General features: G+C 60.3%; 13 protein-coding genes. 11 read left to right on the top strand and 2 right to left on the bottom strand.

The genetic code is table 11. The features are described from left to right. Window positions 1–73 precede the first annotated feature (73 nt). Window positions 74–985, top strand: a complete 912-nt coding sequence (locus AC0L15_RS10245; protein ID WP_287245908.1) for a LysR family transcriptional regulator — start codon at window positions 74–76, stop codon at window positions 983–985. A 192-nt stretch (window positions 986–1,177) separates the two neighbouring features. Here the strand turns inward: AC0L15_RS10245 and AC0L15_RS10240 are convergent, their stop codons facing one another. Both AC0L15_RS10240 and AC0L15_RS10235 read right to left on the bottom strand, forming a co-directional pair. Further along, window positions 1,178–1,654: a Clp protease N-terminal domain-containing protein gene (locus tag AC0L15_RS10240; RefSeq protein ID WP_287245910.1), complete on the bottom strand. Its 477-nt coding sequence runs from the start codon at window positions 1,652–1,654 to the stop codon at window positions 1,178–1,180. Window positions 1,655–1,663: 9 nt separating this feature from the next. After that, the gene (locus AC0L15_RS10235) at window positions 1,664–1,885 is read right to left on the bottom strand and encodes a helix-turn-helix domain-containing protein (RefSeq protein ID WP_128184758.1); all 222 of its coding nucleotides are present in this window, start codon (window positions 1,883–1,885) and stop codon (window positions 1,664–1,666) included. Window positions 1,886–2,498: 613 nt separating this feature from the next. Here AC0L15_RS10235 and AC0L15_RS10230 point away from each other — a divergent pair. From AC0L15_RS10230 to AC0L15_RS10185, 10 genes are all read left to right on the top strand, one after another. Next, complete coding sequence (locus AC0L15_RS10230; RefSeq protein WP_287245911.1) at window positions 2,499–4,082, top strand: MASE4 domain-containing protein; 1,584 nt, start codon at window positions 2,499–2,501, stop codon at window positions 4,080–4,082. 13 nt (window positions 4,083–4,095) lie between these two features. Beyond that, entirely contained in the window at window positions 4,096–4,758 is a 663-nt protein-coding gene (locus AC0L15_RS10225) for a response regulator transcription factor (protein WP_473496295.1), read from the top strand. A 73-nt stretch (window positions 4,759–4,831) separates the two neighbouring features. After that, window positions 4,832–5,218 (top strand): response regulator transcription factor, encoded by a 387-nt coding sequence (locus AC0L15_RS10220; protein ID WP_128247319.1) that lies wholly within the window; start codon window positions 4,832–4,834, stop codon window positions 5,216–5,218. A 236-nt stretch (window positions 5,219–5,454) separates the two neighbouring features. After that, a complete protein-coding gene (locus AC0L15_RS10215; RefSeq protein ID WP_473496294.1) occupies window positions 5,455–6,816 on the top strand; it encodes an epoxide hydrolase family protein in 1,362 nt (453 codons plus the stop codon). Between the two features lie 89 nt (window positions 6,817–6,905). Continuing rightward, window positions 6,906–7,334: a DUF6130 family protein gene (locus AC0L15_RS10210; RefSeq protein ID WP_077380650.1), complete on the top strand. Its 429-nt coding sequence runs from the start codon at window positions 6,906–6,908 to the stop codon at window positions 7,332–7,334. Continuing rightward, entirely contained in the window at window positions 7,331–8,608 is a 1,278-nt protein-coding gene (locus AC0L15_RS10205; RefSeq protein WP_287208534.1) for an epoxide hydrolase family protein, read from the top strand. Before AC0L15_RS10210 ends, AC0L15_RS10205 begins: the two co-directional genes overlap by 4 nt. 65 nt (window positions 8,609–8,673) lie before the next feature. Beyond that, on the top strand, window positions 8,674–9,336 hold the full coding sequence (locus tag AC0L15_RS10200; RefSeq protein WP_287208536.1) for a VOC family protein: 663 nt from the start codon (window positions 8,674–8,676) through the stop codon (window positions 9,334–9,336). A gap of 130 nt (window positions 9,337–9,466) precedes the next feature. After that, window positions 9,467–10,273 (top strand): SDR family NAD(P)-dependent oxidoreductase, encoded by an 807-nt coding sequence (locus tag AC0L15_RS10195; protein ID WP_287245915.1) that lies wholly within the window; start codon window positions 9,467–9,469, stop codon window positions 10,271–10,273. Window positions 10,274–10,323: 50 nt separating this feature from the next. Then, complete coding sequence (locus AC0L15_RS10190; protein ID WP_287245917.1) at window positions 10,324–10,890, top strand: hypothetical protein; 567 nt, start codon at window positions 10,324–10,326, stop codon at window positions 10,888–10,890. Window positions 10,891–11,100: 210 nt separating this feature from the next. Next, the gene (locus AC0L15_RS10185) at window positions 11,101–12,153 is read left to right on the top strand and encodes an alpha/beta fold hydrolase (protein ID WP_473496293.1); all 1,053 of its coding nucleotides are present in this window, start codon (window positions 11,101–11,103) and stop codon (window positions 12,151–12,153) included. The last annotated feature ends 33 nt before the right edge of the window (window positions 12,154–12,186 follow it).

Below are 12,186 nucleotides of genomic sequence, written 5' to 3'. Positions count from 1 at the left end.
TCCACAAGTAGGCGTATTCCGATGTTCGGATAATTGGGATAAATATGGATGTCGAATTGCGGAAAGTGGGATAATGGCGAGGCCTGGCCTTCAAGATCTGGAAGCTGTCGTAGCCGTTTCTCGCAAATCCTCTTTCCGCGGCGCGGCGCTTGAACTGGGAATGTCGACGACTGCCCTTAGCAATGCCGTCGGCAAGCTGGAGGCCCACCTTGGCGTTCGCTTGTTCAACCGAACCACCCGCAGCGTATCCCTGTCGGATGCCGGTCGCTTGTTCGTCGAGAACGTCGGTCCTGCGTTGCAGGACATCCACGGTGCCATGGATGCAGCGCGCTCAAAGCAGGCAAACCCCACGGGAACGCTCCGCATCAATTCCTATGCCACTGCCGCGCGAGAAATCCTTTCACCCCTGCTTCTGGAGTTCATCAGGCGTTACCCGCAGGTCCATATCGATCTGGTCACCGAGGGACGGCTCTTGGACATCGTCGCGGAAGGCTTCGACCTGGGCGTACGTCGCGCCACCCTCGTGCCGAGTGACATGATTGCGATCTCGCTGGGTCGGCCGCAGAGAAATGTGGTCATAGGCTCGCCCGACTATTTCAAAAGCTATGGTACGCCTTCCACGCCGACTGACCTGCTTCAACATCGGTGTCTCCGTATCCGGCTGCCGAATGGCGCGCTCTTTCGCTGGCGCTTCGAGAAGGATGGGGAACCGCTATTGATCGATGTGAACGGACCGATGACTTTGGATGAGGCAAGCCTGTCCCGCGGCACAGTGCTCGAAGGTGTGGCGCTGGGCTACGTAATGGAACGTGACGTGCGCGAGGATATTGAGGCAGGGCGGTTGATCAGCGTTCTGAAGGAATGGCTGCCGCCTTCCGACGAACTCTGCATCTATTACCCGGGACGACGGAATCCATCCGCGGCGCACAGAGCATTCGTTGAGCTAGCACGGGAACTCGGATCAAAAGCCCGAAACACGGCTTAAGCGCCGTTCCGCTTTGCGCCGCAATGGGCGTCGTTCGAGCTGTCGATCGCCTTCCAAAAGCAGACATAGTTGTGTTGCCGAAGTTCAGCCGAATATTTCGGCGCATGCGTTCGAACACTCCGTCCGCCACTGACAAACCAACCTACACCACCTTCCGTCAGCTGGCGCGCGAGAACTCGTTCGCCGCCGCCATCAGCGCACCGGGATCAACTCCCATGCAGCGCAACGCACGTGCCGCGACGCGCCCTGCTCCATTGCGGCGACTATAGCCACGACATGCGCACCCAGCAGTGGACGGTGATCGTTTCGGTTGGCCGCCAATTCCTTCATCACCTCAGCTCCCGACGGGGCTGCGTCATAGAGGCCTGGCGCTCCCTGAAGCGGTTCTGGGGTCAAACCCCGGGATATTTGTTCGCCGGCGTTCACCCCAACGGAGCGCAGGGCTTCCCAATATTGAGCGCCGACCACGTCGCGGAAGCCAGCGGCATCCGCCCCAATTTCGCGGAATGCGAGACGGGCGGTATTGTCGGGAAGATCGATGGCCGCCAGCAGGAAATGTTCGGCGCCGGCCTGTCGCTGCTGGTCATTTAAAGCGTAGTTTTCGGCACTTTCGCACAGTGTCTTGATGGTGCGGACGTTCGATAGACGGGTTTTGATGCCGCTGAGCATGATCGTCTCCTATGGCGGATTGTCCTGGGCGTTGATGTCGGACAGCCGCTTATGGGCTGCCTGTTTGGAGATGCCGAGTGCCTGGGCAATCTTCGCCCAGGACCAACCTTGCTTCAGGGCCGCCCTGACCGCTCTACGCTCCAATAGGTCAGCCGCTCGCCGAAGCGCAACGACCGCAGCCAATGCTTCCTCCGGCTGGTCAGGTGTGGGCAGTTGGCGGACATCGATCATGCGTCAACATTAGTTGACGAAATCGTCTCGTGTCAACGTATGTTGACGGGACGATGCATTCGTGTCGGTCTCCAGAGAACCCGGAGCAGAGCGGCCGCCAGGCACGCATCTGTGACTTCTGGTTTGGGAAAAAATCCGATGCTTGAACAAAAAGATCAGTCAGGAGCGCGATAGGCCAGAACCCCCGGTCCGCTTGCTCAGGCTCTGCAAGGAGCCAGGTGTTGCGCCGCCGTTCCAGCCCAACACCGAGCAGCCGGAGCCGGACCCATTGCGGTCATTGGCACGCGCTGACGAATCTTTGTGCGCCCGAGCCTACGGACTCGAGTCGATCCGGGCACAAGCCGAACAAGCAGCAGGGCAGCCCAATCCGCCGCTGCTCGGTTTTGATGGGCCACGGCCCAATCGCCGATCGGGGAAGATCCACGTTCGAGATCGGGTCATTGGCAGGAAAGTGCGATCTCGCTGACGCGCCTCCTGGTTCGTTGTTACTTGGCAGCCCGGGTGGTAGAATGACGATGAGTTCAGGCAAAATAGCTTTATCATTTTCGAGCGCCATGACTTTCGTGCCGCGCGCTGCAGCCGCTGCGATGAGTATCTTATGGAGAGGACAGTCGTGACAGTCCCAGAGGACGATTTTTTCGTCCTCTCGAGCTTGCCGCCAAGTCAGGCGCAGAAGCAGCTCGCTCTCGTTTTTGTGCTTGGCCTGTTGGCCGTCTACGTGTTGATCACTGTTAGTCCGCTCTCGGGCATCCATCTGAGCCGGGTCGACGCCTTCGTCCCTGCCTATGCGACAGCGATGTTCGTGAACGATTCGATCACCGCAATCCTCCTGTACACTCAGTTTTCCATCCTGCGCTCACGTGCCACGCTCCTGATTGCAAGCGGATATCTCTTTACAGCGCTCATGCTGATCCCGTTTGTTCTGGCATTTCCAGGTCTGTTCACGCCAAAGGGCGGCCTGGTGGGCGGCATGCAGAGTACGTCATGGATCTACTTTTTCCAGCACGCTGGCTTTCCCCTATTTGTCATAGGCTATGCCCTCTCAAAGGGCTCGAACCCCAGCAAACGATTTCGACAGGGTACCGTGCGGGGGCAGATCGCTGTCAGTGTCGCCCTGACTGCAGCTGTGGTCTCGTTAGCGTCTCTTTTTTTCATAGCGGGCGAAGCGTCGTTACCGCGCGTGACCCTCGATTCCACTCGCCTTAGCCCGGTGTGGCCCTATGTGGGTGCGCCCGTCGCGTTGTTGAGTATCGTCGCCATCGTCGTGCTCTGGATCCGGCGACACTCAATGCTCGATCTTTGGTTGATGGTCGTCATGATCTTATTCACGATAGAGATGCCTTTAAGCTATTACCCCGATCCGGCCCGCTTCAGCCTTGGCTGGTATACCGTCCGCATCTTCGGAGTTCTGTCCAGCGGTCTCGTCCTTATGGTTCTGCTTCACGAGATAACGACCCTTTATACGCGGCTTCTCGGAGCGGTCCGTGGCCAGCGTCACGAGCGCGAGGCGCGACTGGTAACCGGCGACGCAGTCGCAGCCACGGTTGCGCATGAAGTCAAACAACCTCTATCTGGCATTATAACAAGCGCCGATGCGGGCCTGCGGTTTCTCAGTCGCTCGATGCCCGATCTGGAGGAAGCAAAGGAGGCATTCAAGCAGATTATCGCCGGTGGTCATCGCGCGGCAGCGGTGATCGACGGAATTAGAACGATCTTCAAGAAAGAAGACCGCAAGCGAGCTCCGCTCGACCTCAACAGCCTTATCGGGGAAACACTCGCCCTGGTGCGAGAGGGTCTGGCGAAACACCGGATAATGGTCGAAGCCGAGCTGGATGAACGCCTGCCGCGGGTAACAGGCGATCGAATCCAGCTACAGCAGTTGCTTGTAAACCTGATCACGAACGCCATCGATTCCATGGCCGCGGTCGGCGGGGCGCGGGTGCTGTCCGTGAAATCCAAGTTGCATGACGATGGCCACGTAACGGTTTCGGTTGCGGACACTGGAACAGGAATTGGTCCGCAAGACGTGAATCGAATATTCAACCCGCTCTTCACGACAAAGCCCGACGGCATGGGGATGGGCCTGTCGATCTGCAGATCGATCGTCGAAGCCCACGATGGGCGGTTGTGGGCGGCCCCGAACACGCCCCGGGGTGCCATATTTCATTTTAGCGCAACTCGATCTGTCTCCGCATGACAAGGATCCGTCTGTGATCAAAGTCGCACCGAACAGTTTGCAGCCGACGACAGAGGTCGAGCCTGCTGTCTATGTGATCGATGACGACGTCGGAATCCGCGACTCGCTCGGCCTGTTATTCCGCTCGGTCGGTTTGCGCGCCGAACTATTCCATTCGGCGAACGAACTCATGCAAAGCAAGCTGCCTTCGATCCCGAGCTGCCTGGTTCTCGATGTTCGGCTACCGGGGTTGAGCGGCTTCGAGCTTCATGCCGAGTTGACTAAGGCCGATGTCCATATTCCCATCATCTTCATCACTGCACACGGCGATATCCCCATGTCCGTACGGGCTATGAAAGCCGGCGCCGTCGACTTCATCACCAAGCCGTTTCGCGACCAGGATATGTTGGATGCCGTCACCGCCGCGATCACCCGCGACCGGGCCAGGCTGGATGCCGATCGCGCACGGCTCGACTTAAAGGGCCTGTTCGACAGCCTGACGTCGCGCGAACAGGAGGTGATGGCGCTCGTCGCTACCGGCTTAATGAACAAACAGATCGCCGCTCACATCGGCCTCAGCGAGATTACGGTTAAGATTCATCGCGGCCACGCGATGAAGAAGATGCGTGCGAAATCGCTCGCGGACCTGGTCAAAATGGCCGAAGCACTCGGTATCGGCCGGGAAATGTCCTCGTAGCCTCATATCTATGTATGACTTTCGAACACAGCCGACTTGTACCATTGTCGGTGCGCATTGATGGGCCAATCGCTTGCCAGACACTCCCGTTATTTCAATCGTCGACGATGACGAATCCATTCGAAGCGGAACTACGAGTCTTGTACGGTCGCTTGGGTTTGTCGCCCACGCTTTCCCATCCGCACGCGCGTTCTTGCATTCGGAACAACTGGCTCAAACCTCGTGTCTGATTTCAGACATCCAGATGCCGGAGATGAGCGGAATCGAGTTGCACGATATCTTGCGCATACGTGGACATCACACGCCCATCATTTTCATCACGGCCTTTCCCGATGAAAAGGCGCATGCTCAAGCGTTGGTTCGAGGCGCCGTCTGCTTTTTGAGCAAGCCTTTTGACGGCGACACGCTGTCTCGCTGCCTCGACGTTGCATTGAGAAACAATGCCGGTGAGAGCGACTAGCGTCGCCGATCGCTGGGCGCGATCAGGCTCAGCAGACCGCAAAGTCCAATCGTCGAAGCGCATACGTTCAACCGAGTGACGCTCGGGCCCGTCGGGGCCTATAAACCTAGGTATGACCGCCATAAACGAACACGCGGTCACGACCAACCTACGTCCGATGGAGCGCGCACTGGCGTGAGAGCACAACTAAAGTGTTCAACCACTCTAATGGCATCGCGCAACGAAGGAGACTGATCATGTCCACGGCAAAACCGGCGCCAAATCGGCGCGACTTTCTTGCCACATCGGCCACCGCATTGCTTGCCACTTCGGCAGGTGCTGCCGCGTTCAACTTCACCTCGTCTCAGCCGGCGGCCGCGGCCGATGCCGGTTTAATCCGCCCCTTCACCGTGAGCTTCCCGCAGGAGGAGATCGACGAGCTACGCCGTCGCATCGCTGCCACGCGCTGGCCCGATCACGAGTTGGTGTCCGAAGCAGCTTCTCGGCGGACTTCGGCGACGTTGGCGGCAGGCGACACACAAGGCGTGCAACTCGCGACGATGCAGAAGCTCATCCGATACTGGGGAACGGAATATGATTGGAGCAAGTGCGAGGCGCAGCTGAAGTCGCTGCCGCATTTCGTCACCGAGATCGACGGGCTGGACATCCACTTCATCCACGTGAAATCAAGCCATCAGGGTGCGCTGCCGGTCATCATCACGCACGGCTGGCCCGGTTCGGTCATCGAGCTGCTGAAGGTCATCGATCCGCTCACGAACCCCACGGCGCATGACGGAACCGCGGCCGACGCGTTCGACGTGGTGATCCCGTCGATGCCGGGCTACGGCTTTTCCGCCAAACCGACCAAACCCGGTTGGGATCCGGTGCGCATCGCGAAAGCGTGGACCGTGCTGATGAAGCGCCTGGGCTATAACCGGTTTGTTGCACAGGGCGGCGACTGGGGCGCTCTCATCACCGAACAGATGGCTCTGATGGCGCCTCCCGAGCTGATCGCCATCCACACCAATATGCCAGCGACCATTCCGCCCGAGATTGTGAAGGCGCTTGCGGCCGGCAGTCCGCCTCCCGCCGATCTCGGGCCCGACGAAAAGCGCGCCTACGAGCAGGTCGCCTTCTTCTACAAGTTCGGCCTGGGCTATGCCAACGAGATGGCGCTTCGTCCGCAGACGCTTTACGGGCTCGTCGATTCACCGGCCGGCCTGGCGTCATGGATTCTCGATCACGATGCGGACAGTTATGCACTGATAGCCCGCTCCTTCGATGGGGAGCCGGAGGGCCTTACCCGCGACGACATCCTCGACAACATCACGCTCTATTGGCTGACCAACACGGCCATCTCGTCGGCCCGGCTCTATTGGGAACACCGGCAAACGGCGAAGGCGGGCTTCTTCGACGCCAAAGGCATCACCATTCCCGTCGGCGTGAGCGCGAACCCCAGCGAGATCTACACGGCGCCGAAGAGTTGGACCGAGCGCGCGTTCCCGAAGCTCCTGCATTACGGTCACCCGCCCAAGGGCTGCCACTTCGCGGCATGGGAACAGCCGAAGTACTTCACCGACGACGTGCGCGCATCGTTCAAGACGTTGCGGACGGCGTGAAGTGTTGAGCGGGAATGGCGCGCCGGACGTGCGCGTCACCATCCGCCTGGCGATTAACCCCCAGCGCATCTCCAAAAGGAGAGAATGCAATGAACCTTCTCATCCAGACGCTCACCGCACTCGCGGCTTGCACCGTGTTCGCCACGGGTGCGTTCGCCCAGAGCACGGTCGTGCCCATCGACAACGAGCCCGCGCCAAAGCTGATCGTGGAGCCGCCGCTTCCGGGTCCGTTGGCCGGGGGCGTGGTGTTCATCCCGTACCGGGTGGAGAACCTGCGCATCCTGCCTGTCGGTGGGCCGGCCGCGCGCAACGTGTCTCCGCGGGTCGGGCATCTGCACCTCACCGTCGACGACCTGCCCTGGGCGTGGGCGGACTACGGTCAGAGCGACACCATCATCCTGGTGGGCATGCCGCGCGGTCAGCACAAGGTCCTGGTCGAGGTGGTGGACGCCGAAGGTAACGTCTTCACCAAGCAAACGGTGACGTTCCACTCGCCGGGCAAGGAGATTCAGCCATGAAGCTCCACAAGTTGGCGACCGTGCTGGCATTCGGGCTTTGCATCTTTTCCGCCTTGGCCAACGCCAGTGCGGCCGAAGATCGCTCGATCCGGCCCTTCACCGTCAGCATCCCGCAAGCGGCGCTCGAAGATCTTCGTCGGCGCATCGCCGAAACACGGTGGCCGGATCGCGAGACGGTCGATGACCAGTCGCAGGGCATACAGCTGGCGAAGCTGAAGCCGCTCGTCAAGTATTGGGGCACTGACTACGACTGGCGAAAGGCCGAGGCCAAGCTCAACACCCTGCCTCAATTCATGACAACGATCGACGGCGTGGACATTCACTTCATTCACGTCCGCTCGAAGCATCCCAATGCTTTGCCGCTGATCATGACGCATGGCTGGCCCGGGTCGGTGTTCGAACTGCTCAAGACCGTGGGCCCGCTGACGGATCCCACAGCTCATGGCGGACGAGCGGAGGACGCGTTCGATCTCGTCCTGCCTTCGATGCCGGGATATGGCTTCTCCGGCAAACCGACAGAGACGGGTTGGGGACCTGATCGCATCGCGCAAACCTGGGCGGAGCTGATGAAACGCCTGGGTTACACCCGCTACGTCGCACAGGGTGGCGACTGGGGCTCCCCCGTCTCCAGCGCGATGGCGCGCCAGGCGCCGACAGGTCTGCTCGGCATTCATATTAACTTGCCGGCGGTGGTGCCGCCCGAGATTGCCGCGGTGCTCGCCGTCGGCGGGCCAGCGCCAACGGGACTCACGGATAAGGAACGCGCAGCGTTTGACGCGCTCAGCGCCGCAGCCAAGATGGGGAACAGATCCTACGCTACGATGATGGGCACCCGGCCGCAGACGATCGGCTACGCCATCAATGACTCTCCCACAGGCCTCGCGGCATGGATGCTCGGACATCCGGGCTTCTCACGCTGGACATACGACAACAGCGATCCCGAAAAGTCCCCGGACGAGGTGCTGGACGACATTACTCAGTACTGGCTGGGCAACAGCGCGACCTCAGCAGGGCGGCTGTACTGGGAGTACGGTGGACGCAGCGTTGTTTTTGCGGCCGTCGAGCGGACCCTCGAGATCGCGCTGCCGGTGGCCATCACGGTCTTTCCGGAGGAAACTTATCTGGCCCCGGAGACGTGGGCCCGGCGCGCCTATCCAAACCTGATTTACTTTCATGAAGTCGACAAGGGCGGGCACTTCGCCGCCTGGGAGCAGCCCGAACTGTTTTCCGCCGAGTTGCGTGCGGCGTTCCGACCGCTCCGACAAGATTTCTGAGACGCGTACCAGGCCCCAGCCCGGACGCGTTCAACGCTCAACAGGTTAAACCCAAGGAGATCGACATGAGCAGCACCACTCAGACGCATAGCGAAAAACCGATCGAAACTTCCGGAACGCGGACGCTCGACATGAAGCTCGAGGCCGTGGTTATCCCAGTTTCGGACGCAGCACGCTCCAAGCAGTTTTACGAAGGCCTGGGTTGGAGGCTCGACGGCGACTTCGTCGTCGGCGACACGTTCCGGGCGATGCAGTTCACGCCTCCGGGCTCGCCGGCCTCGATCCATTTCGGCACCGGTATCACGTCGGCCGCGCCCGGCTCCGCAAGCGGGCTTTTCCTCGTCGTGTCGGACATTGACGCCGCGCGCGCCGAACTCATTGGCCACGGCGTCGAGGTGAGCGAAGTGTTCCACCGCGCCGGTCCGGGCAAACCAGCGCTCAGCGGCAGGCATCCGGAGCGGCAGAGCTATTCCTCTTACGCAACCTTCAAGGATCCAGACGGCAACGAGTGGCTACTGCAGGAGGTCACCACCCGGCTCCCTGGCCGGGTCGATTCCAATACGACGGACTATGCCTCGGTAGCGGATCTTGCGGCCGCAATGTGGCGCGCGGGGTTAGCCCATGGCGAGCACGAGAAGCGCAACGGCGGCCAGCGCGATGAGAATTGGCCCGACTGGTACGCCAAGTACATGGTGGCGGAGCAGGCGGGCAAGCCGCTGCCGCTTTAAGCAGCAACCGAAAATTGGGTGAGCGGGACGGGTCACCGTCCCGCCGCCAAACTTAGCCGGCGATCCAAGCCAGGTTTGCGGCTGACGGTTTCACGCGCAGTTGCCAGCGCAATCGAATGGGAGAACAATCATGACGTATTCCAAAATGGGCATCGCGATGGTGACCGGCGCCTCCGCCGGGATTGGAGCGATCTACGCCGACCGGCTCGCGCGCCGCGGCTATGACCTCATTCTCGTGGCGCGCAGCCAGGAGAGGCTGGACGAAGTGGCCAAGCGCATCGCCGGCTCAACGAATTGCAACGTCAGCACCGTTGCGGCTGACCTCAACGACAAGGCGGATCTGGGCCGGATCGAGACCTTGCTCGGCGCCGATCCCGCCATCACGCTGTTGGTCAATAACGCTGGAATCGGCGCTGTCGCGCCGCTCCTGGAATCCGACATCGACAAGATGCAAGCGATGATCGGGCTCAACATCACGGCGTTGACCCGCCTGACTTATGCAGCGGCTCCGGCCTTTGTGGCGCGAGGCGGCGGCACAATCATCAACATCTCGTCAGCGGTCGCCATCGCGCTGGAAATCCTCAACGGTGTCTATGGCGCGACGAAAGCCTTTGTGCTCGCTTTCAGCCTGTCGCTCCACAAGGAGCTTGCGGACAAGAAGCTGCGCATCCAGGCGGTTCTGCCCGGCGCCATCGCCACCAATTTCTGGGACGTATCAGGAGGTTCACTCGACGATCTGCCGAGCAAGGCGATCATGCAGTCCGATGACCTCGTCGACGCGGCCCTTGCCGGCCTCGACCAGGGCGAATTGGTGACTATTCCCTCGCTTCCCGACGTCGCCGACTGGCACGCCTATGAAGCGGCGCGGCAGAAACTCATCCCAAATCTTTCGCTCAACGGCTCGCCGGCGCGGTACGGCATCGCCGCGGCCGCCTAACCAAGCGAAACTCAGTGGGACAGCCTGGTAACGCGCCAGCGGAGAATCAAATGGACAAGCTTTTGACGACGGTTCTAGAGGCGCATGGCGGTTTGCAGAACTGGGGTAACGTTACAAGCATCACTGCGCAAATGTCGCTTGGGGGCGTATTTTGGGCTGCAAGGGGCTGGCCGGACATCTATTCCAAGCAGACCGTCACGCTCGATCCACATCGCGAGCACATCGTTTTTTCGCCCTTCACAGCACCAGACCGTATGTCTGTGCTGGATGTCGCTCCCGAGCGGGTCGCTATCGCTACGCGTGACGGCCGCATCATCGAGGAACGTTTCAATCCACGTGGCTCATTTCCGCTGCCCTTTCTGGATGGCAGCACACCTTGGGATGCGATCCAGGTGGCGTACTTCACGAGCGCCGCCGTATGGAACTACCTCACGGCGCCGTTCGTCTTCACACTACCCGGTGTCGAAGCACGAGAAATCGCCGCCTGGAGAGAGGGCGCGCAAACGTGGCGACGGCTGGCCGTCACGTTCCCTAAGACCATCGCCAACCATAACGCCGATCAGGTCTTTTATTATGACGATGCGTTTATGCAGCGGCGCACTATTCGCCCGACGTGACTGGAAACCCGCTGGTCGCACACTACGCTCATGACCACAAAACCTTTGACGGGTTCGTATTCCCGACACGGCGGCGTGTGCTCCTGCATGACGCCGAGGGGGTCGCAAAGCAAGAATTCGCACCTATCACGGTCGACGTGTCCGATGTGATAGTCGACCGAAAATAATCCTCCACCAGGCACCATGCCTTATCAACGGATACAAACCACTATGACCGAACAGATCGACCTCCATCGACGTCACTTTTTGGGCGTGGCCGTCACCACCGTCGCGGCCGCTCAGTTTGCCATGACGGGCTCGGCAAATGCGCAGTCCAGCATTACGAAACCGGACGCCGGCACAATCGAACCGCAAGCAAACACGTCGTTCGGTCCGTTGAAGCAGGTTCAAGCTGGCGACCTCGACATTGGATATGCCGATGTGGGTCCTGGCAAAGGGTCGGTCGTCATCCTCCTGCATGGATGGCCGTACGACATCCACACCTATGTCGACGTTGCGGCGATCTTGGCGTCGAAAGGCTTTCGGGTCGTCGTTCCATATCTACGCGGCTATGGCACCACGCGGTTCCTCTCCAACAAAACGCCACGCAATGGCCAGCAGGCGGTGGTCGCGATTGATGTCATTGCGCTGATGGATGCACTGCAGATCGATAAGGCGATCGTCGGCGGTTGCGACTGGGGCGCACGCACGGCCAACATCGTCGCGGCATTGTGGCCGGAACGCTGCAAGGCCCAGGTTTCGGTCAGCGGTTATCTGATCGGCAGCCAGGAGGCCAACAAGATGGCGCTGCCGCCGAAAGCCGAGCTCCAATGGTGGTATCAATATTACTTCGCCACTGAGCGGGGCCGCGTTGGCTACGGAAAATACACGCGGGATTTTGCCAAGCTGATCTGGCAGCTCGCTTCTCCGCAGTGGAATTTCGACAACGCAACCTTCGAGCGCAGCGCTACCGCCTTCGACAATCCGGATCATGTCGACATCGTAGTACACAACTACCGCTGGCGGCTCGGGTTGGCGGAAGGCGAGCCACAATATGACGAACTGGAGCTGCGACTTGCGAAAGCTCCGGTCATCGCCGTGCCGACGATCACTCTGGAGGGCGACGCCAACGGCGCGCCGCATCCCGACCCCAGCGCCTACGCCAAGATGTTCTCCGGCAAATACGAGCACCGGCTCATAACCGGTGGCATAGGGCATAATCTTCCTCAGGAAGCACCGAAGGCATTTGCAGACGCCATAATTCAGGTGGCGAGTCTAGCCTGAGCAATCGCCATACTGCGATACATGATCGAGGGT

It is taken from the genome of Mesorhizobium sp. WSM4846 (genome assembly GCF_055811415.1).
Note: the sequence above shows the minus strand (reverse complement) of the source record. Positions and strands in the feature narration are given on the sequence as shown.

Coding starts and splice junctions, on each gene's coding strand:
- AC0L15_RS10245 (WP_287245908.1), top strand. CDS start 74: ATGGCGAGGCCTGGCCTTCAAGATCTGGAAGCTGTCGTAGCCGTTTCT.
- AC0L15_RS10240 (WP_287245910.1), bottom strand. CDS start 1,654: ATGCTCAGCGGCATCAAAACCCGTCTATCGAACGTCCGCACCATCAAG.
- AC0L15_RS10235 (WP_128184758.1), bottom strand. CDS start 1,885: ATGATCGATGTCCGCCAACTGCCCACACCTGACCAGCCGGAGGAAGCA.
- AC0L15_RS10215 (WP_473496294.1), top strand. CDS start 5,455: ATGTCCACGGCAAAACCGGCGCCAAATCGGCGCGACTTTCTTGCCACA.
- AC0L15_RS10210 (WP_077380650.1), top strand. CDS start 6,906: ATGAACCTTCTCATCCAGACGCTCACCGCACTCGCGGCTTGCACCGTG.
- AC0L15_RS10205 (WP_287208534.1), top strand. CDS start 7,331: ATGAAGCTCCACAAGTTGGCGACCGTGCTGGCATTCGGGCTTTGCATC.
- AC0L15_RS10200 (WP_287208536.1), top strand. CDS start 8,674: ATGAGCAGCACCACTCAGACGCATAGCGAAAAACCGATCGAAACTTCC.
- AC0L15_RS10195 (WP_287245915.1), top strand. CDS start 9,467: ATGACGTATTCCAAAATGGGCATCGCGATGGTGACCGGCGCCTCCGCC.
- AC0L15_RS10190 (WP_287245917.1), top strand. CDS start 10,324: ATGGACAAGCTTTTGACGACGGTTCTAGAGGCGCATGGCGGTTTGCAG.
- AC0L15_RS10185 (WP_473496293.1), top strand. CDS start 11,101: ATGACCGAACAGATCGACCTCCATCGACGTCACTTTTTGGGCGTGGCC.